The sequence below is a fragment of the Nesterenkonia aerolata genome, from assembly GCF_031470965.1.
In the GTDB taxonomy this organism is placed as follows: Bacteria; Actinomycetota; Actinomycetes; order Actinomycetales; family Micrococcaceae; genus Nesterenkonia; species Nesterenkonia aerolata.
The window spans coordinates 434011-454269 of record NZ_JAVKGR010000001.1 but is presented as its reverse complement, the minus strand read 5'-3'; the positions used below and the strand labels follow the sequence as shown (position 1 = coordinate 454269).

The following is a 20259-nucleotide window of genomic DNA, read 5'->3' as shown; positions in this document are numbered from 1 at the left end:
GCACAACATAGCAGTGAGCACCCGGGCCGGTCAGGAATCATCCACCCTGGCCGCGGGCCTCCAGAGCATCGCCGACGTCATCGGCATAGCGCAGCGCGAGCACCAGCACCGGCACCACCCAGGACCACGGCGGCAGCCGCACCCCGCGGCTGCGCTGGGCATCGCGGACGTCAGAGACGAAGGAGCTGAGCTGCCCGATGGCGGTGAGCACCAGGCCCATCGCCAGTCCGATGCGCTCCGGGCGCACCCCGAACCGGCGCAGCGGGGCCAGGAACCGCTCGGCCGTCTCCACCATTGCCGTCATCGGGGTGGTGCGGGTGATGCACTGGGCGAGCAGGATGATCGAGAGGACTCGGGCGGTGTTCGTCGCCGCAGAGAGCAGATCGAGGAAGATCAGCTGCCCGACGGCGAGGATCACCAGCAGCGGGACGAGCTGCCGCAGATCCTGCCACACTGTGCCGGGCCCGATCCCGGCGAGCAGAAACGCCAGCGCCGGGGCGGCGAGGCAGACCGCCACCGTCCACCAGGAGGCCGGGGCGAAGGAGAGCGTCAGTGCCACTGCGGTCAGCACCGCCAGCTTCAGCGCCGGCGGTGCGCGGTGGATCAGGCTGCGCCCGGGCAGGTACAGGGAGATCACGCGGGCCTCACCCCCTCACTGAGTCCACATAGGCGGTGACCACCTCATCAGGGGGACCCTGGCGGACCAGGCGCCCGCCGGAGACCATGACGGCCTCATCGCAGCGGCGGACCAGGTCCAGATCATGGGTCACCAGCACCACTTGTTCGGCGGCTGGGGCCAGCAGCCGGGCGGCGATGAGCTCGCTGTGCCGCAGATCCAGCAGACTGGTGGGCTCATCGGCCAGGATCAGCGAGGGCTCACCCACCAGGACGGCACACAGCGCCAGCCGCTGCGCCTGCCCGGAGGACAGGGACTGGCAGGAGCGCTCGGCCAGCTCGGTGAGATGGTGTGCGGCGAGGGCGGCCTCCACCCGCTCGGAGACCTCCCGGCGGCTGAGCCCGCGGCCGCGCAGGGTCAGCGCCACATCCTCTCGGACCGTGGGCATGATGGTCTGCGCCCCCGGGTTGGCGAAGATGAACCCCGCCCGGCGGCGCAGCGCACGTACATCAGTCACAGTGTCCAGACCGTCGACGGTGATGTGCCCTGCGCTGGGCTGCACCAGGCCGCTGATCGCTCGGGCCATGGTGGACTTCCCGGAGCCGTTCTCCCCGATGATCGCCGTCCGGGGGGCCTGCAGCGTGCAGTTGACCCCATCGAGCAGGACCGAGGTGCCCTCAGGGCCTTCAGCGGTGACCGTGACGGCGTCGAAGACGATGCTCATGCGGTGCGCTCCAGCACCAGTGCCGAGGCCATCCCGCCGCCGATCGCGCAGCTGGCGACACCGTAGGCACCCAGCGGAGCAGCGGCCAGACGATGGATCAGCCGCACGACGACGGCGGCCCCCGAGGCACCCCACGGGTGCCCCAGTGCCAGCGCCCCTCCAGCGGCATTGACCCGGGGGTCTACCTCGTCGCCGCCGGCGAGACCGAGGTCATCCAGACAGGCGAGCACCTGGGCGGAGAAGGCTTCCACGAGTTCCACGGCGGCCAGGTCATCCACACCGAGGCCCGCCTGCTGACAGGCTCGGCGGATGGCGGCTGCGGGGATCTCCCCGGGGAGGGCGGGGTCCCCGCCGACTGTCACAGCGCTGCGCACCGTCCACTGCGGGCCAGCGGGCGGCGGGGCCGTCTCCCCGGAGTGCGGCGAACCGGGCATCAGCAGCAGTGCGGCGGCGCCGTCGGCGATCCGCGCCGTCGTCGCGGCGGTGACTGTTGCGCCGTTGTGCGGTGAGCCAGTACGTGGTAAATCGGGGCTCTCACGCAGCGTGGGGAATCGGGCGAGGAGCTGCGGAGCCATCGGCCGGGGGCCGTCGTCATCCCGGACGGGATCGGGTTGCTCGGCACTGGTGGGGCCTGTTGTCCGGGGGACGCTGACTCGCTCGGCGGCCAGGAGATCTACCTGGTGCCGGGCCAGCTCGTGGCTGCGCAGTGCGTAGTGCTCCTGACGTTGCCGGCTGATGCCGCGGCGCCGGGCCAGCTCATCGGCGGCTTCCAGCATGTCAGGATCTGCGTACCCCTCAGGGGTGAAGGGTGCCCGAGCGTAGGGCACACCGTGCAGGCTGCGGGTCGGGGCGGTGGAGGGGCTCTCCACTCCGCCGGCGCAGACGGCACTTCCCGTGACCGCCACGTGGGCGATGCCCTGCTGTACGGCCACCATGCCGGAGCCGCACTGGGCGTCTACGGACCAGCCCGGCGTCTGCATGCCGAGCCCTGCCGCCAAGGCGGCCCGGCGCCCCACATTGCCGCCCGGTCCGATGCAGCTGCCCAGGATGACGGCCTCAGGAGTCCATGCCGCGCGGCGCGCTGCTTCGTTCACCGCTGCGGCGGCGAGCTGGGCCTCATCCACCTCGCCCAGGGCCCGGGAACGCCCGGTGAAGGGTGTGCGCACTCCCGCGGCGATCACCACTTCGGTCATCGTGACCGGCTCCTCTCCCGCCGCGGCAGGGCGGCGGCCTCTTCGGGACTCAGGCGTCGCACTTTACCGGAGCCGGTGCGCGGCAGATGCTCGACGATCCGCCAGTGCCGCGGCCACTGCGCCGGTGCCAGCTGGGCGCGCACCGCACGGATGAGAGCAGTGTGATCCAGTGCCTCGTGATCCGGGGTGTCATGTGCGCCGGTGCTGCCACGAGGCTTCACATAGGCGACGAGGCGCTGACCCAGCAGAGGGTCCGGCTCGCCGAGCACGAGCACCGCCTCGACCGTCTCGAACGCCGCGATCACCGCTTCGACGTCAGCCGGGACCACAGTGGCACCCGCGGTGAGGACGGCATCATCGTCACGGCCGTGCAGGTGCAGCGTGCCGTCCTCAGTCAGCTCAGCGCGGTCGCCGACACTGGCCCAGCCCTGTTGACGGCGCCACGAGCCGCCGTCGCCGAGGGTGGTCAGTGCCAGCTGCGGGGTCCGCACCCACAGCACGCCGTCGCAGATCTGCAGCTCCACCCCGTCCACTGCGCGCATCCCGCTGCCGGTATCGGCAGCGACCAAAGACAGCTCGGCGGCGCCGAAATAGGACACGGTGCGCAGCCCGAGCGCCCGTGCCCGCGCGGTGAGCGCAGGGTCCAGGGCGGCTCCGCCGATCAGCACGCTGCCGATGCTGCAGCGGGCACCGGCCTCCATCAGATCCACCAGTTCCCGCAGATGCCACGGAGTGCCGTGCATCAGCGTGGGGCCGTCGAGGTCTTCGGCCTGCAGCCGGTGGCCGGCGGCAGTGGTGAACTCCATGCCGCGCCACTGGGCGTGGGCGGCGGCGTAGACAGCCATCGAGGAGACCGGGTGTACCGGAATCAGTACTGCATCACGCTCAGAACCTTTGGCGGCGAGTCCGTAGAGTGCATCGACGGTCGCAAAGGACACCTCCCAGGAGGCGGCGCTGCGCAGCACCACGCGCGGCCGAGCAGCCGACCCTGAAGTGAATGTGGCCCAGGCAGTTCCCTCGGGCAGCTCGCGATCGGCGATGTCGTTGAGGATCTGCGCCCAATGCTGCGCCGACCAGCGCTCATCACCGATGAGCGGGACCTCGCCGGCAGCTCGGGCGCGCAGCCCCGCACGCAGGGCGGTGCGGTGGTCGGCCTCGCGGATGGGGGTGATCATCAGCCGGTGAACGCCCGGGGGTAGGCCTTCCACAGGGCCATCGTCAACACCGCGGCCAACACTGCCTTGATCAGGTCACCGGGGAGGAACGCCGCTGACATGATGGTGGCCTCCCGCAGGCTCAGGCCGGTGACCAGCGACTGCACCGGAATGCCGACGAGATAGATGACGAGGACGCCGCCGAGCAGCGAGCCGAGGAAGACCTTCAGCCACGTCGGGCGCAGGCCGCCGCGGGACGCCCCGGCGTGGACGACGAGCCCCACCACCAGGGCCCCGAGGACCCAGGCGATCAGGAACCCGGCACTGGGCCCGACGAAGGCGCCCAGGCCACCGCGACCGCCGGAGAGCAGCGGCAGGCCCATGGCGACCAGGCCGAGGAAGAGAGTGAGGGAGGCCGCGCCGCGCCAGGGGCCGAGTACGGCACCGGCGAGCATGACGCCCAGGGTCTGCGCGGTGATCGGGACGAGGCCGGGCAGAGGGATGCTGCCGGGCAGGCCGAGGACGGCGATGAGCGCGGCGAAGACGGCGATCTGTGCCAGACCACGGCTCGCTGAGGGGCCGCGCCGGGGTCGGTGGTGCGCGGCAGGGCTGGTTGGCTGGGCGGCGTCGGACTGTGCGGGGCCTGATTGTGCGGCGTCGGTGCCGGTAGTGGGGTTCTCCATCGGGCCTTCCAGGAGCGGGTGGGTGAACGTTGAGGTGCCTCACCTGAACGGTGTTCAGGTTGTCATCGTGGATATCGTAGACCCATGCCCGCCTCCCCGCCCAATTCCAGCCCGGCGCACGATCACAGCGTGGTGCCGACGGGATCACGGAATACCTACCGGGACGTCGTCACGGCGGCTGTGGAGATCCTCAACGAGTACGGCCTCGCGGACCTCTCCATGCGCCGAGTGGCCGCCGCCCTGGAGGTGCGGCCCAGCGCGCTGTACTGGCATGTGCCCAATAAGCAGCGGCTGCTGGCCGCTGTGGCCGATCAGATCCTCGACGGCGCCGTCTCCTGTCCGCTCAGCGGGGACCTGCGTCGTGACGTCCGTGCCAGGGCTCTGGCCTTCCACGAGGCCATGCTCGCCCATCGGGACGGAGCCGAAGTCGTGGCGTCCACTGTGGCGCTGGGGATCGGAGGGCAGATCCTGAGAACCTCGATCCGTCAGGCCGCGGAGCAAGACGGTGATGATCAGGCAGACCCGGTGCTCGTGGAGTCGGTCTGCGCCCTGCTGCTGGGTGCGACCACCGTCATCCAGCAGCGACGCCAGGCGGCCGCGCTGGGCGTGGAGCTCGGCGCGCAGCTGGGGGCCTCAGATGCCGAGGTCGGATTCCCGCAGATGCTGGAGATGCTTCTGAGACGGTCATAGACTGATCCGTGCAGGCTCCAGAACGGAGGTGCCGCCATGCCGTTTCGATTCGGCACACTGTTGATCATCCCGCTGGGCTTCGTCGTGCTGCTGGTCTTCGGACTGCACCAAGTCGGCACGATCACCGAAGCGGGACGGAACTACCTGCTCGCAGCTTTGGTGTTCACAGCGCTGGGCTACGGAGTGCTGCGACTGCTGCAGAGCGTCAGCGAGAACCACGTCACCGGCCAGGATGCCGCCGGTCGGCGCGGTTCAGGTGGGCCGGGCTGAACCGAGCTCTGCGGTGCGGGGCGGATGACGTGGCCGACTAGAGCAGCCGACTAGAGTAGTCGGCGATGACCGATGTGCTGGTGACGATCGCGCCGCTGACGGCGATGATTCTTGTGGGCTTCGCCGCCGGGTTCCTGCCGCGATTCTCCGCCGCCGAGTCCGGTCTCAACGTCTTCGTCCTGCATTTCGCCCTGCCGGCCTTCCTGTTCAGCGCGGTGGCCGGAGCCTCACTGGACCGCGGGCTCCCGCTGCCGTTCCTGCTCATCGCGTTGCTGGTGCCGACCGCTGTCTCCGCCGCCGTGCTGCTCATCGCCCGGGCCGTGCCGAACCTGCGGAGGCGGCGACTGGCCGGGCCGCTGGCGCTGACCGGCGGGTACGGCAATGTCGGCTACCTGGGTGTTCCCATCGGGATCAGCCTGCTCGGGGCCGAGGCGGCGCTCGCGGTCGGCGTCGGGCAGCTGCTGCATAATCTGGTCTTCATGATCGGCTACCCCCTGCTTGCCGAGGCCGGCGCCGGTGCTCAGGGGGAGTCCGTGATGGCACGGGTGCGGCGGACTGTGGTCTCGGCGTTGCTGCTCAACCCGGTGGCGCTGAGCATCTTCGCCGGTCTGGCGGTCGCCGCCGTGCCCTGGAGCCTGCCCGGACCGGTGGATGAGGCCGTCGAACTGCTGGCCGGGGCAGCCGTGCCGGTGGCGCTCTTCGCCGTCGGACTGGCCCTGCACCATGCACTGGTCGGCCTGCGCTCGGGCGCAGTGCCGTTGGGTGCGCTCACTGTGGCCACGGCGGTGAAGATGCTCCTGCTGCCGTCGCTGACCTGGGGCGCGGCAGTGCTGACCGGACTGGACCGGGAGTCCACGCTGGTGCTGGTGCTGCTGGCGGTGATGCCGACGTCGACGACGGCGTACCTGCTCGCCCACGCTTATGACGGCCACGGTCCCTTCGGCGCGGCGACGATCTTCGTCACCACGGTGCTGTCGGTGGGTCTGATCCCGCTGGCGTTCGTGCTTGCCGCGTGAGTGAGGCGGCGCGTGGGCGAGGAGGCGCGGGTGTCAGAGCGGATGTGACGGTGGATGCGAAGATCGAGGCATGGACGCATCACAGCACTCTGACCAGACGCCCGCAGATTCCAGCACAGACTCCACTGCCGACTCCACCGCCGATTTCACGGCTCAGGCCCCGACCCATCAGGTCGAGCTCAGACGGGTGGGCACGAACCACTACCGTGTCCGCAACGCCGCCGGAGTCGAGCTCGACTTCGGACGCGGGGAGGGGCTGCTCAGCCCCGTGGAGCTGCTCCTCGCCGCCGTCGCGGGCTGCTCCTCGATCGACGTGGATACTGTGGCCTCCCGGCGGACTGAGTTCAGCGACTTCCGGGTGACGGCGGAGGGCCGCAAGGTGGAGGAGAACGGCGCCTCCCGGCTGGCTGACCTCCGGCTGCGCTTCGGGCTGTCCTTTCCCGACGATGAGGCCGGGCGTCAGGCCGCCGGCATGGTGGACCGACTCGTCCAGCTCTCCCACGATAAGCACTGCACCGTCTCCCGCACTGTGGAGCACGGTGAGCCCATCGAGTTCAGCACCGATGTCAGTACCGATGTCAGTACCGACGCCAGCACTGACACCCAAGCTGAGGCCACCACTGACTGAACCCACATTCGCGGATCAGGGACGGCTGCAGCGCGAGCGGCTCAGCGTAGGGCGGCCACGGCCTCGGCGAGTCCTCGGTCGGAGGCGGCGAGCTGCTCACGGTTCCAGATGCTGGTCCAGGCCATCACCTCATCGGCCCCGGCCGCCTGGGCCATACGCGACAGCTGCTCGCCGACCTGCTCTGCGGTGCCCGACACCGCGGAATCGAGCGTACGGGTGATGCTGTCCCGCTTGCGCGGGGTGACGGGCCCCTCCAGGAGAGCTTCGACGTCCTCGACGGGGCGCAACGCACGGAACTCGCCGACATCGCGGGAGTCGGCCAGGGCCCAGGCTTCAGACAGGAGCAGTCTGCGCGCCTGCTCGGCGGAATCGGCCACCACCACCTCGGCGAAGAGGATGAGCTGCGGCGCTGCACCGTGCGGGCCGGGACGGAATCGTTCGGTGTACTCCCGCAGCCGTTGAGGCTGCTTCAGCAATGGACCCCCGACGACGGCCGGGAGCCCCAGCTCAGCGGCCAGTTGCAGACCGTCCCCTGTGGCCAGCTGGAACACCGGAGGCGGGGAGGACACCTGAGGCCGAGCGGTGACATCTGCTGCACCGGAGAAGTGGTCTAACACCTGCTGAACCAACTGCCGATACTCACCCTCGGCGAGATCGGTACGGCCCAAGGCGCGCCGCACCGGGGCGGTATAGCCCAGCGAAGACCCTAAGCCCAGATCGATGCGCCCCGGATAGAGGGATTCGAGCATCAGCGCCTGCTCGGCGACGACCAGCGGGGCATGGTTGGGCAGCATGACACCGCCGCTGCCCAGCCGGATCCGCGTGGTGTGCGCGCCGAGGGCGGCGAGCATCAGCAGCGGGGCCCCGCCGACGACGCCCGGCACCCCGTGGTGTTCCGCCACCCAGTACCGGTGGAAACCCAGCTGCTCGGCACGCCGGGCACGTTCGATCGACCAGCTCAGGGCGTCGGCGTCGGACTCACCCTCATGGGTGCGGATGCGGTCCAACAGTGAGATGCGCACCCCACCAGTCTCTCACCCGCAGATCCCGTCAGCCCGCGAACCGGGCGGGGATCGTCGCCGACCACGCCTCACGGACCTCGTCGATGCCGAGGGTGAAGCCTGAGCCCTCCGCCGGGCCGGAGACCTCGATCGTCCCGGACTGCGCATCCACCACACCCAGCCGGATGGCGGGGAACCTGCGTGCGGTGGTCATATCCGTGAACCGCACCTCCTCGGAGCGCGGCAGCGCGACCAGCGCGCGAGCCTGGGACTCGCTGAACAGCGCGGTGAACATGTCGATGCCGTCGCGCTCGCACAGCCCGTCCAGCGCGGTCCGTGACCCGACGCCGAAGCGCAGGCTCATCTCCACCAGCGCGGGGGCGAGGCCACCCTCGGAGAGGTCATGGGCGGCGTCGATCATCCCGTCCCGGGAGGCGTTGATCAGGATCTCAGCCAGCGTCTTCTCCGCCGCCAGGTCCACCTGCGGCGGCACCCCGCCGAGATGCCCACGCCCGCGGGCGAACTCGGAGCCGTCCAGCTCGTCACCGGTGACGCCCAGCAGATAGATCGCCTGGCCGTCGGCCCACCGCTCGAAGCCCGAAGGGGTCCGGCGGCCGACGTCGTCGAAGGCACCCAGCACGCCCACCACCGGGGTGGGATGGATGGCCCGGCCCGCCGTCTGGTTGTACAGGGAGACATTGCCGCCGGTGACCGGGATGCCCAGCTGCTGACACCCGTCGGCCAGCCCGCGGACCGCCTCCGCGAACTGCCACATGATCTCCGGGTCCTCCGGGGAGCCGAAGTTCAGGCAGTCGGAGACCGCCTTGGGCACCGCACCGGAGGTCGCCACGTTCCGGTAGGCCTCCGCCAGGGCCAGCTGCGCCCCGGCGTAGGGGTCCAGATAGGCGTAGCGGCCGTTGCAGTCGGTGGCCAGGCCCACTCCGAGCCCGGTGGACTCGTCCACGCGGATCACTCCGGAGTCATCGGGCTGGGAGAGCGCGGTGTTGCCGCCGACGAAGCGGTCATACTGATCGGTGATCCAGGAGACGTCGGCCATATTCGGCGAGGACATCAGCTTGACGACGGCGGCGCCCAGCTGCTCACCGGTCTGCGGCAGATCCCGGCCGGCCGCCGAGGCCCGGAACGTATCGGCCTGCAGCTCATCCTGCCAGGCGGGCCGGTGGTAGGGCCGCTCATAGACGGGGCCGTCGTGGGCGACAGTGCGCGGGTCGACGTCGACGATGGTCTCGCCGTCCCACTCGATCACCAGCCGGCCGGTGTCGGTCACCTCGCCCAGCCAGGAGAACTCGACGCCCCATTTGCCCAGCACCTCTTCGAAGCGGGCGGCGTTGGCCGGAGTGACCACCGCCATCATCCGTTCCTGCGACTCCGACATCAGGATCTCGCCGGGAGTCAACGACGGGTCACGCAGCAGCACATCGGTGAGCTCCACGTGCATCCCGCCCTCACCGTTGGAGGCCAGCTCGGAGGTGGCACAGGAGATGCCGGCCGCCCCGAGATCCTGGATGCCCTCGACCAGCTCGGCGTGGAAGAGCTCCAGACAGCACTCGATGAGCACCTTCTCGGAGAACGGGTCACCGACCTGCACGGCCGGGCGCTTCGAGGGCTTGGAATCGTCGAAGGACTCGGAGGCCAGCACAGAGGCGCCGCCGATGCCGTCACCACCGGTGCGGGCCCCGAAGAGCACCACTTTGTTGCCCACGCCCGAGGCATTGGCCAGGCGCAGATCCTCATGGCGCATCACGCCGACGGCCAGCGCGTTGACCAGTGGGTTCTGCTGATAGACGGAGTCGAAGACGACCTCACCACCGATATTCGGCAGCCCCAGCGAGTTGCCGTAGCCGCCGATGCCGGAGACCACGCCGGGCAGCACGCGGGCGGTGTCGGGGTGGTCGAGATCGCCGAAGCGCAGCGGGTCCATCACCGCGACGGGCCGGGCACCCATGGAGATGATGTCCCGGACGATACCGCCGATGCCGGTGGCCGCCCCCTGGTACGGCTCCACATAGGAGGGGTGGTTGTGGGACTCGATCTTGAAGGTCACGGCCCAGCCGTCGCCGAGATCGGTGACCCCGGCGTTCTCGCCGATGCCGACCATCAGGTCCTTCCGCATCTCCTCGGTGACCTTCTCGCCGAACTGACGCAGATGCACTTTGGAGGACTTATAGGAGCAGTGCTCGGACCACATGACTGAGTACATGGCCAACTCCGCAGCGGTGGGGCGGCGGCCCAGGATCTCAACGATCCGCGCGTATTCCTCGGCCTTGAGTCCCAGCTCGGCCCAGGGGAGTTCGGCGTCTGGGGTGGCGGCGGCGTCGGCGACGGTGTCGATGTTGAACGCGGGGCTGGTCCGAGCGTTGGTCTCTGGGGTGCTCACAGGGCGGCTCCGGATGTGGTCAGGGTGGAGATCACGGAGGTGAAGACGGTCAGTCCGTCGGTGCCGGCGCGCATCCCGACGGCGTCATCGGGGCCGTAGCCGGCCTCGACGGCGTGCTCAGGGTGAGGCATCAGGCCGACGACGTTGCCCCTCGCGTTGGTGATCCCGGCGATGTCATTGCGCGAGCCGTTGGGGTTGGCCCCGACGTAGCGGAACACCACGCGGCCCTCGCCCTCGAGCGTCTGCAAGGTGTGTTCGTCGGCGACGTACTGGCCGTCCTGGTTCTTCAGCACCACGGTGATGAGCTCGTCGTCGGTGTACTGGGAGGTCCACGCGGTGGAGGTGTTCTCCACGCGGAGCACCTGGTCGGCGCAGCGGAACTTCAGGTGGTCGTTCTTGATCATCGAGCCGGGCAGCAGGTGGGCTTCGGTGAGGATCTGGAAGCCGTTGCAGATGCCGAGCACCGGCAGGGCGCCGGTCTGGGCTTCGCGGGAGATCGCAGACATCATCGGTGCGAAGCGGGAGATCGCTCCGGCGCGCAGGTAGTCGCCGTAGGAGAAGCCGCCGGGGATGATGACGGCGTCCACACCGGCGAGGTCATCGTCAGCGTGCCACAGGGAGACGGCGGTGCCGCCGGCCAAGCGGACCGCGCGGGCGGCGTCGCGGTCATCTAGGGTGCCGGGGAAGGTGACCACGCCGATGCGTGCGCCGCTCAGCGCCTGGGCGTCGGTCGGGGAGGTGTAGTCGCCGATCAGAGGGGTCTCTGCCGGTGTCGGGGGAGTTGCTGGCGTCATGGTCAGGCGTCACCCTCGACGCGCACGTCGACGACGTCCTCGATGACCGGGTTGGAGAGCATCTCCTCGGCCGCACGGCGGGCCTGAGCGAGGACCTCGTCCGTGGCGTCACCCTCGACGGTCAGCTCGAAGCGCCGGCCCTGGCGCACACCGGCGAAGGCGTCGAATCCAAGGTGGGGGAGGGCGGAGGCGATGGCTTTGCCCTGCGGGTCGAGGATCTCTGGTTTGGGCATGACCTCGACGACGATGCGCGGCATGGGGACTCCTGTGCTGTTCTTCCGGGTGCCTGACTGCACGAGGAGCGACGGCGCGCCGTCGGTGCCGTCTCACACCGGGTTCCGGTGCTCCGCGTGCTTGCGCGGTTCAGTCTATCCGTCGTCAGAGATCGTCGCTGACTCTGGAGTTGGTGCCGTTTTGACGCTGAATCTGAGCTCAAAAGGGCACCAACTCCAGAGTCACCGGGTGTGCGGGGTTGGGCGCGTGCACGCGCGGTGTCATACTCATCTCTGTGGAGTTGACTGCTTACCTGAGCTTTGTGCTGATCGCCGCCGTCGTGGTGATCACCCCCGGTTCTGACACCGCCGTGGTGCTGAAGAATTCGCTGATGTCGGGACGCCGCGGCGGTGTGGCCACGGCCTTCGGCGTCACCGCTGCGGCTGCGGTGCAGGGCGTGCTTACTGCCGCTGGCCTAGGGATCCTGATCGCGCAGTCTCAGCCGGTGCTGCAGACCATCCGGTGGATCGGTGTGGCATACCTGACGTTCCTGGCGCTGCAGGCGTTGCGCTCAGCGTGGAAGGGTCAGTACACCGCTCAGCTGCGCAGCACCAACGCCGGGGCACGCGGCTTCCGTCAAGGGTTCATCACCAACATCACCAACCCTGCGGTGCTCATGTTCTACCTCGCGCTGTTCCCGCAGTTCATGACGCCGACTATGCCGTTCTGGGCACTGAGTGTCCTCGCACTGACTTTGCCTCTGCTGGGCCTGGCCCAGCAGACTCTGCTCGCCCTGCTGGTGGACAGCGCCTCGAAGTGGCTGCAGCGCCGTCGGGTGCGCCGTGCCCTGGACACCTTCACTGGTCTGGCTCTGGGCGGGCTCAGCCTCCGCGTTGCTCTGCAATGAGCGGTTCTGCGGTGTGCGGTTCCGCCGGCGCACCGTCGGCGAATCGGTTGGTCTGAGTGCGCAGGAACCACGTGTAGAACACGATCCAGCATCCCGCACATCCCAGGGAGATCAGCCGCTCATCGACGCCGGGAATCCTCCGGGCCGTGGCGGCGATCCCACTGACGCCCAGGGTCACCACAAGGAAACGCAACTGCCGCGCTGGAACCGACCACAGCAGGAAACCTGACCGACTCATCCCCAGCGCTCCGGAACTGCGGGCGTAGAGCTTATACGGGATCCCCTGCCGGGGGCCGTCCATCATCGCAGCATGGCCTCGAGCCCGCAGCCCGTCCTCGACCATCCGCACCATCGGTTCGGAGACCCCCGGCACCCGTGCCAGCAGCTTTCGGCTGTGCTCGACGTCGACGGCCGCACCCCACCGGTGCATCACGGCTCCGCCTGCCAGTGCCCCGGCCAGGGCACTGCCCGTGGTGAGCACAGCGCGGCGAGGCCGCCGCAGCCCCACCCAGGAGGTCCAGACGTCCGGGACGACGAAGAACGCCGTCGCCTCGGCGAATCCCCAGGCCGCGGCGATTGCGTGGTCCACCGATGCCGACCGCGCTCGCCAGGTGCCGCCTCGTCGGATGCCGCCTCGTCGAACGCGGTCTCGTCGGGCACTCGTCCTGGGATTCATCGGCCACCTCCAGCCCTCACAGTAGCCACATCGTGGTAGAAACAACCAGAGGACTTGGTCGTGAGGACACCGGCAGGATCCTGCCGCAGAGGACGGAGCGAAGCATGGGGGACACCGGGCAGCCGCGCGGGACAGACCGTCGAGAGGTCCCACAGCGTTCGACCGGCTGGGCGCGCCGTGCCGCCGAGGCACTGTACCGGCTGGAGGTCACCCCGAACCAGATCTCCGTGGGCTCCGTACTCTTCGCCGCGGCGGCAGCGATCGGACTGGTCCTCTCCGGCGCAGTAGCCGAGCACCTCCGCCCGGGATTCCTCGTCATGGCGGCAGTCTGCATCCCCCTACGGCTGCTGCTGAACATGCTCGACGGCATGCTCGCCGTGGAGAAGGGGATGCACTCACCCGTCGGTGACCTCTACAACGAGCTGCCGGACCGCATCGCTGACGCCATGCTCATCGGGGCGGCAGGCTACGCGACGGCCGGGCTCATCACCGTCGGCACAGTGCCGGTCTACGACGTCGGCGTGCTGCTGGGCTTCATCGCCGCAGTGCTGGCGGTGCTCACCGCCTATGTCCGCACGCTCGGTGCGGCCCAGGGCGTCGGGAACTTCTTCCAGGGGCCGCTGCCGAAGCCGCTGCGGATGTGGGTGCTCGTCGTGGCGTGCCTGCTCTCTGTGGGGGAACCGGTGTTCGGCATCCCCGGTGGATCGGTGCTATTGGCGGCCGTAGTCCTGATCCTGCTGGGCTCGCTGTCCACTGTGCTGGTCCGGCTGCGGCTGATCGCGGCTGCGCTGCGAAGCCGGGAGCAGGCGTGAGTGCCGCGGACCTCCTCCGTCGCGGGCTGGCCCGCAGTGTCTCGATCGTCTCGGGGGCACAGCTGGGCGCAGACAGCGTAGACCCCGCCCACCTGCCGGAGCAGGCGATCTTCTTCGCCAATCACACCAGCCACCTGGACTTCATCACCCTATGGTCAGCGCTGCCGTCCCGCCTGCAGAAGCGGGTGCGGCCCATCGCGGCCCGTGACTACTGGGATACCGGGGTGCGCCGGCTCCTGGCGGAGAACGTCTTCCACGCCTTTCTGGTGGACCGTCACGGCGGCTCCCAGGATGCCGGGGCCAGTCCGAGCGGGCAGCTCGGTGGTATGACCGAGGTTCTCGACGGCGGCGATTCGCTGATCATCTTCCCCGAGGGCACCCGCGGTGACGGCGAGGAGCTCGCCGCGTTCCACAGCGGCCTCTACCGTTTGGCGCAGCACAACCCGGTGATCCCCGCCGTGCCGGTGTCATTGGGGAACCTGGGGCGGATCCTGCCCAAGGGTGAGGCCGTGCCGGTCCCGCATCTGTCCTCGGTGACATTCCACCGGCCGCTGCACGTCGGGGACGCAGAGACCAAGGACGAGTTCCTGGCCCGGTGCCGGGCGGCGCTGCTGGGAGATCACTGATGGTCGGTCTGCTCGATGAACGTGCCGGATGGCTGCTGCTCGGCATCGCCGGGGTGCTCGTCATCGCCAGTGGGGTCACCTGGGTTCTGCACCATCGGATGAGGGAGCGGAACCCGGAGCTGATCACGAACCTGGTCCAGCGGGTGGCCGCCTGGTGGGTGATGGCGGTGCTGCTCACGGCCGCGCTCGCCGGCGGTGAGACCGTCACCGTGCTGCTGTTCCTGGTGCTCTCCTGGCTGGCCCTGCGCGAGTTCATCACCATCTCGCCGACCACGCGCCGGGATCATAAGGCACTGATCTGGCTCGTCTTCATCATCCCGCCGCTGCAGTATTGGTTCGTCTGGGAGCACTGGTACGGCATGTTCGCCGTGTTCATCCCGGTGTACGCCTTCCTGTTCCTGCCCGCGCGCAATGCGATCGCCGGGGACAGCCGCGACTTCCTGCAACGCTCGGCGACCATCCAGTGGGCGCTGATGGTCTGCGTCTACACGATCAGCCATATTCCGGCGATTCTCCAGCTGCCGGTGTCTATGGCCCAGGGGCGCGAGATCGCTGAGGGATCGGCCCCGGGCTCCGGAGGCGCTGAGGGTGCTTTGCTCATGTTGTTCCTGGTGCTGGTGGTGCAGGGCAGTGACGTCTTCCAGTACATCTGGGGCAAGCTGCTGGGCCGGCATCGGATCGCACCGACGGTGAGCCCGAATAAGACGTGGGAGGGCTTCATCGGCGGCGTGCTGACGGCGACGGCGCTGGGTGCCGGGCTCTGGTGGATCACGCCGTTTGCCCCCTGGCAGGCGGCGGGGTTGGCGCTGATCTGCTGCCTGATGGGGGTGGCCGGGGGACTGGTGATGAGCGCGATCAAACGCGACCGGGGGATCAAGGACTTCGGGGCGATCATCCCCGGCCACGGCGGGATCATGGATCGGCTGGATTCGCTGTGCTTCGCCGCGCCGGTGTTCTTCCACCTGGTGCGCTTCTTCTTCGCCTGACGAGCGCCGTCGCGGGGCCGGGAACAAACCGCCCGACCGTCCTGTTGTTTCAAAATTGAAAAGATGTGAAGCATTCAGGATGAGATGGAGACACCCCATGGACCTCACCCGAGACGGCAGCACTGAGCGCGACGACGCCCGGCTCAGTTCGACGACGACCGCCCTGACCATCGGGGTGCTCGGCGCGGGGCGGGTCGGCACCGCAGTGGCTCGTCAGGCCGTGCGGGCCGAGCACACCGTGAAGATCGCCACCGCGCGCCCAGCCGCGGAGATCCGGCTGCTGACCGAGGTGATCGTCCCGGGTGCCTCCGCAGTGGACAGCTATGAGCTGCGGGGCGCGGATCTGATCGTGCTGGCAGCTCCGCTGCACCGGTATCGCAGCTTCGACGTCGAGACGCTGCGGGGCCACATCGTGGTGGATGTGACCAACTACTGGAGTGAGGTGGACGGCCGGATCGAGGAGTTCGAGGCGGGGCTCTCCACGTCCGAGGTGTTGGCTGAGCATCTGGGTGAGCAGGTGCGTCTGGTCAAGACCCTCAACCACATCGGGTACGGCTTCATCGAGACCGATGCCAAGCCTGCCGGGACTCCGAGACGGCGCGCGCTGGCGATGGCCGGTGACGACGAGGACGCCAAAGAGCTGGTCGGCGGCTTCGTCGACGGTCTGGGCTTCGACGTCGTCGACGCCGGTCCGCTCTCTGCAGGCCGCGCCTTCGAGAACGGCACGCCGATCTTCGAAGGTGAGTTCACCGCACCCGAGATGGAGCGTCTGCTCGCTGAGGCGCGGGTGCTTGTGGGCGCGTGAGCTGCTGCGGGGCAGGGTGTTGTGCAGCGGGGGCTCATGAGGCTCTGCGGCGGTGCGGGGTGACTGCCCAGAGGAGATCGACGGTATGCCTGCGCGGAGTCAGCTCAGGCATGTGATCCGTGTTGGGCGCTGTATTCGTTCCCGGTGTCATGTTCATTCGGGATGCGGCATCCGGTGGTGGTGCCGGTGGGCTGAGATAGCCGTGGGATTTCATCCGGTGATGCCGTCGGCATAATGCCCATAGGTTGTCTGCGGTGGTGGCTCCTGCCGGGTAGGGGGTCTGGTGGTCGAGATCGCACCGTTCGGCGGGCACAGTGCAGCCTGGTGCGCGGCAGGTTCCGTCACGGAAGATCAATGCATCTCGGAGCCGTTTCGAGGGACTTCGCCCGGTGGAGACGACGGAGAGCAGATCAGCTTCCATGCCGCTGGGGCCGAGCCCGTCTCCGATGACACCAGGCCCTGCTGACGCCGTACCGGGGTCAATCGGCCGGATGCTGGGTTCGGTGTTGGGCCCAGTGTGGGGCACTGGCCGGAAGCGGGCCTCGTACCAGTCATGCCTGCCACCGCGGCCGGTCAGTCCACCAGCGGCCAGCCGCCGGGCCTCCTGTGCGGAGAACGTGTAGGAGCCGTCGGCGGCGAGCCCCGGAGCCTCGGACTCTCCGCGCAGGGTGGCCTCCGGGATCATGACGGCGATCTTCGCATCGACCTCGACGCCGTCGATCCGGCCCGAGAGCAGCCAGGCGCCGAACAGGTCTGCTTCCCGTTGGGCGAGCGTGCGCGGGTCACCACCGGCTCGGGACTGTGATGGACCCGGCACTGTGCCTTCGGGATCTGCCGATGCCTCGTTCCCGGGGTTGTGGGCGGGGCCTGCGGAGCTACGGGTGAGAACGCTGTCGTCGCTGTGGTCTGGGGGCTCTTCAGCGCCGTCGAGGCGGCGTCCGCGTTCGTCCTGGTGTGGGATGGGCGAGTCGGTGGACCGGGCCACCGCGGAGAGCCGGCGGGCGATGGCGGCTGCGGTCAGAGTCGGCAGATGTGCTTCGAGCAGGCTCATTCCGTCATCTCCGTGGGTCACCCGGACCCAACGGTCTGCTCGAGCCTGCTGGGCCCGGTGTTCCGCAGCCTCCGGTGACAGGCGCGCCAGGTACCGCTTCAGCCACGGTCCGAGGCGTGGGAGAGTCATACCGACCGCGGCCTCGGCCGCTGCGGCGTCGAAGGCCTCCAGGACGTCGGGTTGGCTTGCCCCGGCCGCTGCCGCCAGGTGGTCGGCGGTCTCGGCGATCCGACTCACCGCTGCCCGTTCCAGGAGTCCCCGGCAGAACGCCGTCCAGGTGGTGGGCAGGTCCCTGCGCACCTGCCTGGCAGTGGAGAGGCAGACGGCGGCGTGCCGCTCGGAGCAGTTGAGCACCCGCGCAATCTCGCCCGGCACCGTGGAGCGTGCCACCGACAGCGCCTCCCCGCTCAGCCCCTCGACGGCGAACTCACGTTCCCTCTGATCCTGGTGGGCCAGCATTGCTGCCCAGCCGCGGGCTTCGGCGCGGCGCCTTTCGACCGTCGCAGCATTCAGGGCCTCCAGATGAGGGGAGTCAGGATCGGGCACGGTGTTGCCTGCCAGCCCTTCGTCTGCCTGTGTCATCGTCCACTCACCTCCGCTCCGCCGTCATCTGCCCGATGCCGCTTCGGGTGACCGTTCTCTCCGATCACCATCTACGTTACGGGGGACCTATGACATCGCTGCGCGGATGAGATGTCAGACCCTGCTCGCTGGGGCCAGCCCCTCGATCCGATCCAGCTGCGCCAGGATCCGCTCTCGCAGCGTCTGCGCCTCCTCGGAGAACGCTTTCTGGGCCCGTGCATACTCTGCCCGTCCGGAGGGCTCCTCGATCCGGACCGGCTCGTAGCCCCAGCCCCGCAGATCATAGGGTGAGGCGCGCATGTCCAGCTCACGGATCCGCCAGGCCAGGTCGAAGCAGTCCATCAGCAGGTCGGACCCGACTGCGGGGATGAGCTTATACGCCCACTTATAGAGGTCCATGTTGGCATGGAGGCAACCCGGCTGCTCCATCTCCACCTGCTTCTGCCGCGTGGGCTCCAGCGCATTGAGCGGCTTCGCCGAGGGGGTATAGAACCGGTAGGCGTCGAAGTGGCTGCAGCGGATGTTCATCGCCTCCACCACCTCATCGGTGCCTGCAGCTCCCAGCCGCAGCGGGACCTGATCATGGCGCTGGCCGTGCTGCACTGAGCGATACACCATCGCCCACTCATGCAGCCCGAAACACCCCAGCTGCGCAGGCTTCGCCGCCGTCGCGGAGAGCAGCCGCCGGGCGAACCCCACCATCGACTCCCGCTGCGCCAGAAATCCTGCGACGTCGACAGCCACCCCACCGGCCTCCGTGCCGTCAGCCACCTGGGTATAGAACCGCCATTGCGCCTGTTCAGAGGCTCCGGCGCCTTCGAGCACCACACCGGCACCGGGATGCCAGCGCGCCAGCTGACCGGGGGAGTGGGAATAGTAGGTGAACAGGAAATCCTCGACCGGATGCTTGTGTCCCTCATGCCGTCGAGCGAGGAAATCGGCCGTGTAGTGCTCCACACGCCGCTGATGCGCCGTCCGCCGAGCATGGTGCTCGCGTTCAGGCAACACGGTGGTAGTGGCCGTTTCCTGAAATCTCTCTGTATTCTGCGTTAGACTCATCACGTATCCCGCACCGTACGCGCAGGCGGCAGGACCTCAGAAGAGGTCCTGCCGCCTGAGTGTTTCTCGAACTGGTCTGGGGCGTTGCTCAGCGACCAGTGCCTGCGTACACGGTCGCTTCCTCTTCGCTGTCCAGGCCGAAGGCCGTGTGCAGCGCCTCGACAGCACGCTCCATATCCTCGATCTTCGTGATCACCGAGACACGGATCTCAGAGGTCGAGATCAGGGTGATGTTGATGCCGGCGTCGCGCAGCGCAGAGAAGAACTTCGCCGAGACACCCGGGTGGTGACGCATACCCCCACCGACCAGAGACACTTTGCCGACCTCCGGGGTGAAGTCCAGGTCCTCGAAGCCGATGGCCCCCTTCTGCGCCTCCAGAGCCTCCAGCGTCTTCCGGCCGTCGTCGCTGGGCAGAGTGAAGGAGATGTTGGTCTTCTTCGTCTCATCCGAGACATCCTGAACGATCATGTCGATGTTGGTGCCGACCTCGGCGACCACGTTGAAGATTGCCGCCGCCCGTCCCGGCTCGTCCGGGATGCCGGCGATCGTCATCCGCGCCTCAGTGGCATGAGCAAGTCCGGTGATGATGGGCTGTTCCAAGGGTTCGCCTTCCTGGATGGTGATCTTGTCTTCGGGGTCGGGGATGACCCAGGTGCCTTCTTTCTCGCTGAACGAGGAACGCACGTGCAGCTTCACGCCGAAACGGCGGGCGTACTCCACCGAGCGCAGGTGGAGCACCTTCGAGCCGTTGGCCGCCATCTCCAGCATGTCCTCGCTGCTGGCGACGTCGATCTTGCGTGCACGGGAGACCACACGCGGGTCAGCGGTGAAGACGCCGTCGACGTCGGTGTAGATCTCGCAGACATCAGCGTTCATCGCCGCGGCCAGCGCCACCGCCGTGGTGTCGGAGCCGCCGCGGCCCATCGTGGTGATGTCCTTCGACTCCCGGCTCATCCCCTGGAAACCGGCGACGATGCCGATATGCCCGGAATCCAGGGACTCATGCACACGGTTCGGGTTGACCTCGATCAGCCGTGCCTTGCCGTGGATGGCGTCGGTGATCATCCCCGCCTGGGAACCGGTGAAGGACTGGGCGGTCTCACCCAACTGGTTGATCGCCATGGCCAGCAGCGCCATCGACATGCGCTCGCCGGAGGACAGCAGGATGTCCATCTCCCGGTCCTGAGGATGATCGGTGATGTCCGCGGCCAGGTCGAGCAGATCATCAGTGGTGTCACCCATGGCCGAGACCACGACGACGACCTGGTTGCCCTGCCGTTTGGTCTCGACCACGCGGCGCGCCACGCGCTTGATGCTCTCGGCATCGGCCACTGACGACCCGCCGTATTTCTGGACGATGAGGCTCATCGGCTC

General features: G+C 68.6%; 22 protein-coding genes. 9 read left to right on the top strand and 13 right to left on the bottom strand.

Features of this window, described 5'->3' with window-relative positions; all coding sequences use genetic code 11:
- Window positions 1-37: 37 nt before the first annotated feature.
- The 5 genes from RIL96_RS02060 to RIL96_RS02040 are packed head-to-tail and all read right to left on the bottom strand — an operon-like array spanning window position 38 to window position 4370.
- The gene (locus tag RIL96_RS02060) at window positions 38-637 is read right to left on the bottom strand and encodes an energy-coupling factor transporter transmembrane component T family protein (protein ID WP_310547328.1); all 600 of its coding nucleotides are present in this window, start codon (window positions 635-637) and stop codon (window positions 38-40) included.
- 7 nt (window positions 638-644) lie between these two features.
- Complete coding sequence (locus tag RIL96_RS02055) at window positions 645-1340, bottom strand: energy-coupling factor ABC transporter ATP-binding protein (protein WP_310547327.1); 696 nt, start codon at window positions 1338-1340, stop codon at window positions 645-647.
- Complete coding sequence (locus tag RIL96_RS02050; RefSeq protein WP_310547326.1) at window positions 1337-2533, bottom strand: acetyl-CoA C-acyltransferase; 1197 nt, start codon at window positions 2531-2533, stop codon at window positions 1337-1339. The genes RIL96_RS02055 and RIL96_RS02050 overlap by 4 nt, the downstream gene beginning before the upstream one ends.
- On the bottom strand, window positions 2530-3708 hold the full coding sequence (locus tag RIL96_RS02045) for an ANL family adenylate-forming protein (protein ID WP_310547325.1): 1179 nt from the start codon (window positions 3706-3708) through the stop codon (window positions 2530-2532). The genes RIL96_RS02050 and RIL96_RS02045 overlap by 4 nt, the downstream gene beginning before the upstream one ends.
- A complete protein-coding gene (locus tag RIL96_RS02040) occupies window positions 3708-4370 on the bottom strand; it encodes a biotin transporter BioY (protein ID WP_310547324.1) in 663 nt (220 codons plus the stop codon). Before RIL96_RS02040 ends, RIL96_RS02045 begins: the two co-directional genes overlap by 1 nt.
- Window positions 4371-4454: 84 nt before the next feature.
- On the opposite strand from RIL96_RS02040, the gene RIL96_RS02035 reads away from it, so the two are divergent.
- From RIL96_RS02035 to RIL96_RS02020, 4 genes are all read left to right on the top strand, one after another.
- Entirely contained in the window at window positions 4455-5060 is a 606-nt protein-coding gene (locus RIL96_RS02035) for a TetR family transcriptional regulator (RefSeq protein WP_310547323.1), read from the top strand.
- Window positions 5061-5096: 36 nt separating this feature from the next.
- A complete protein-coding gene (locus tag RIL96_RS02030; protein WP_310547322.1) occupies window positions 5097-5330 on the top strand; it encodes a hypothetical protein in 234 nt (77 codons plus the stop codon).
- A gap of 65 nt (window positions 5331-5395) precedes the next feature.
- Window positions 5396-6346 (top strand): AEC family transporter, encoded by a 951-nt coding sequence (locus RIL96_RS02025; protein WP_310547321.1) that lies wholly within the window; start codon window positions 5396-5398, stop codon window positions 6344-6346.
- Window positions 6347-6416: 70 nt separating this feature from the next.
- Window positions 6417-6974, top strand: coding sequence for an OsmC family protein (locus tag RIL96_RS02020; protein WP_310547320.1), 558 nt, complete (start codon window positions 6417-6419; stop codon window positions 6972-6974).
- 41 nt (window positions 6975-7015) lie between these two features.
- On the opposite strand, the gene RIL96_RS02015 is transcribed toward RIL96_RS02020, so the two are convergent.
- The 4 genes from RIL96_RS02015 to purS are packed head-to-tail and all read right to left on the bottom strand — an operon-like array spanning window position 7016 to window position 11424.
- Window positions 7016-7996, bottom strand: a complete 981-nt coding sequence (locus tag RIL96_RS02015) for an MsnO8 family LLM class oxidoreductase (RefSeq protein WP_310547319.1) — start codon at window positions 7994-7996, stop codon at window positions 7016-7018.
- 28 nt (window positions 7997-8024) lie between these two features.
- Window positions 8025-10373 carry a phosphoribosylformylglycinamidine synthase subunit PurL gene (purL, locus tag RIL96_RS02010; protein ID WP_310547318.1) on the bottom strand — a complete coding sequence of 783 codons (2349 nt, stop codon included), beginning with the start codon at window positions 10371-10373 and terminating at the stop codon, window positions 8025-8027.
- Window positions 10370-11167 carry a phosphoribosylformylglycinamidine synthase subunit PurQ gene (gene purQ / locus RIL96_RS02005; protein ID WP_310547317.1) on the bottom strand — a complete coding sequence of 266 codons (798 nt, stop codon included), beginning with the start codon at window positions 11165-11167 and terminating at the stop codon, window positions 10370-10372. Before purQ ends, purL begins: the two co-directional genes overlap by 4 nt.
- 2 nt (window positions 11168-11169) lie before the next feature.
- Window positions 11170-11424, bottom strand: coding sequence for a phosphoribosylformylglycinamidine synthase subunit PurS (gene purS, locus RIL96_RS02000; protein WP_310547316.1), 255 nt, complete (start codon window positions 11422-11424; stop codon window positions 11170-11172).
- 251 nt (window positions 11425-11675) lie between these two features.
- On the opposite strand from purS, the gene RIL96_RS01995 reads away from it, so the two are divergent.
- A complete protein-coding gene (locus RIL96_RS01995) occupies window positions 11676-12287 on the top strand; it encodes a LysE family translocator (RefSeq protein WP_310547315.1) in 612 nt (203 codons plus the stop codon).
- Here the strand turns inward: RIL96_RS01995 and RIL96_RS01990 are convergent.
- A complete protein-coding gene (locus RIL96_RS01990; RefSeq protein WP_310547314.1) occupies window positions 12262-12876 on the bottom strand; it encodes a hypothetical protein in 615 nt (204 codons plus the stop codon). The two genes, RIL96_RS01995 and RIL96_RS01990, sit on opposite strands and share 26 nt — an antisense overlap.
- A gap of 191 nt (window positions 12877-13067) precedes the next feature.
- Between RIL96_RS01990 and RIL96_RS01985 the strand changes: the two genes are divergently transcribed.
- From RIL96_RS01985 to RIL96_RS01970, 4 genes are all read left to right on the top strand, one after another.
- Window positions 13068-13775, top strand: coding sequence for a CDP-alcohol phosphatidyltransferase family protein (locus RIL96_RS01985; protein ID WP_310547313.1), 708 nt, complete (start codon window positions 13068-13070; stop codon window positions 13773-13775).
- Entirely contained in the window at window positions 13772-14401 is a 630-nt protein-coding gene (locus RIL96_RS01980) for a lysophospholipid acyltransferase family protein (RefSeq protein WP_310547312.1), read from the top strand. The genes RIL96_RS01985 and RIL96_RS01980 overlap by 4 nt, the downstream gene beginning before the upstream one ends.
- Window positions 14401-15387: a phosphatidate cytidylyltransferase gene (locus RIL96_RS01975; protein ID WP_310547311.1), complete on the top strand. Its 987-nt coding sequence runs from the start codon at window positions 14401-14403 to the stop codon at window positions 15385-15387. The genes RIL96_RS01980 and RIL96_RS01975 overlap by 1 nt, the downstream gene beginning before the upstream one ends.
- 97 nt (window positions 15388-15484) lie before the next feature.
- Window positions 15485-16192 (top strand): NADPH-dependent F420 reductase, encoded by a 708-nt coding sequence (locus RIL96_RS01970; RefSeq protein ID WP_310547310.1) that lies wholly within the window; start codon window positions 15485-15487, stop codon window positions 16190-16192.
- A 34-nt stretch (window positions 16193-16226) separates the two neighbouring features.
- Here RIL96_RS01970 and RIL96_RS01965 read toward each other — a convergent pair whose 3' ends face one another.
- The 3 genes from RIL96_RS01965 to RIL96_RS01955 form a co-directional block, all read right to left on the bottom strand.
- A complete protein-coding gene (locus RIL96_RS01965; RefSeq protein WP_310547309.1) occupies window positions 16227-17825 on the bottom strand; it encodes an HNH endonuclease signature motif containing protein in 1599 nt (532 codons plus the stop codon).
- 114 nt (window positions 17826-17939) lie between these two features.
- Window positions 17940-18884 (bottom strand): 3-methyladenine DNA glycosylase, encoded by a 945-nt coding sequence (locus RIL96_RS01960; RefSeq protein ID WP_374761819.1) that lies wholly within the window; start codon window positions 18882-18884, stop codon window positions 17940-17942.
- 88 nt (window positions 18885-18972) lie between these two features.
- Window positions 18973-20253 (bottom strand): aspartate kinase, encoded by a 1281-nt coding sequence (locus RIL96_RS01955; RefSeq protein WP_310547307.1) that lies wholly within the window; start codon window positions 20251-20253, stop codon window positions 18973-18975.
- Window positions 20254-20259: the final 6 nt, after the last annotated feature.

Bases quoted from the DNA above. Each gene is read 5' to 3' on its own strand.
- RIL96_RS01955 (WP_310547307.1), bottom strand. From the start codon at position 20,253: ATGAGCCTCATCGTCCAGAAATACGGCGGGTCGTCAGTGGCCGATGCC.
- RIL96_RS02045 (WP_310547325.1), bottom strand. From the start codon at position 3,708: ATGATCACCCCCATCCGCGAGGCCGACCACCGCACCGCCCTGCGTGCG.
- RIL96_RS02025 (WP_310547321.1), top strand. From the start codon at position 5,396: ATGACCGATGTGCTGGTGACGATCGCGCCGCTGACGGCGATGATTCTT.
- RIL96_RS01975 (WP_310547311.1), top strand. From the start codon at position 14,401: ATGGTCGGTCTGCTCGATGAACGTGCCGGATGGCTGCTGCTCGGCATC.
- RIL96_RS02040 (WP_310547324.1), bottom strand. From the start codon at position 4,370: ATGGAGAACCCCACTACCGGCACCGACGCCGCACAATCAGGCCCCGCA.
- RIL96_RS02055 (WP_310547327.1), bottom strand. From the start codon at position 1,340: ATGAGCATCGTCTTCGACGCCGTCACGGTCACCGCTGAAGGCCCTGAG.
- RIL96_RS02020 (WP_310547320.1), top strand. From the start codon at position 6,417: ATGGACGCATCACAGCACTCTGACCAGACGCCCGCAGATTCCAGCACA.
- RIL96_RS01970 (WP_310547310.1), top strand. From the start codon at position 15,485: ATGGACCTCACCCGAGACGGCAGCACTGAGCGCGACGACGCCCGGCTC.
- RIL96_RS01985 (WP_310547313.1), top strand. From the start codon at position 13,068: ATGGGGGACACCGGGCAGCCGCGCGGGACAGACCGTCGAGAGGTCCCA.
- purQ (WP_310547317.1), bottom strand. From the start codon at position 11,167: ATGACGCCAGCAACTCCCCCGACACCGGCAGAGACCCCTCTGATCGGC.
- RIL96_RS02035 (WP_310547323.1), top strand. From the start codon at position 4,455: ATGCCCGCCTCCCCGCCCAATTCCAGCCCGGCGCACGATCACAGCGTG.
- purS (WP_310547316.1), bottom strand. From the start codon at position 11,424: ATGCCGCGCATCGTCGTCGAGGTCATGCCCAAACCAGAGATCCTCGAC.
- RIL96_RS02030 (WP_310547322.1), top strand. From the start codon at position 5,097: ATGCCGTTTCGATTCGGCACACTGTTGATCATCCCGCTGGGCTTCGTC.
- RIL96_RS01965 (WP_310547309.1), bottom strand. From the start codon at position 17,825: ATGACACAGGCAGACGAAGGGCTGGCAGGCAACACCGTGCCCGATCCT.
- RIL96_RS02050 (WP_310547326.1), bottom strand. From the start codon at position 2,533: ATGACCGAAGTGGTGATCGCCGCGGGAGTGCGCACACCCTTCACCGGG.
- RIL96_RS01960 (WP_374761819.1), bottom strand. From the start codon at position 18,884: ATGAGTCTAACGCAGAATACAGAGAGATTTCAGGAAACGGCCACTACC.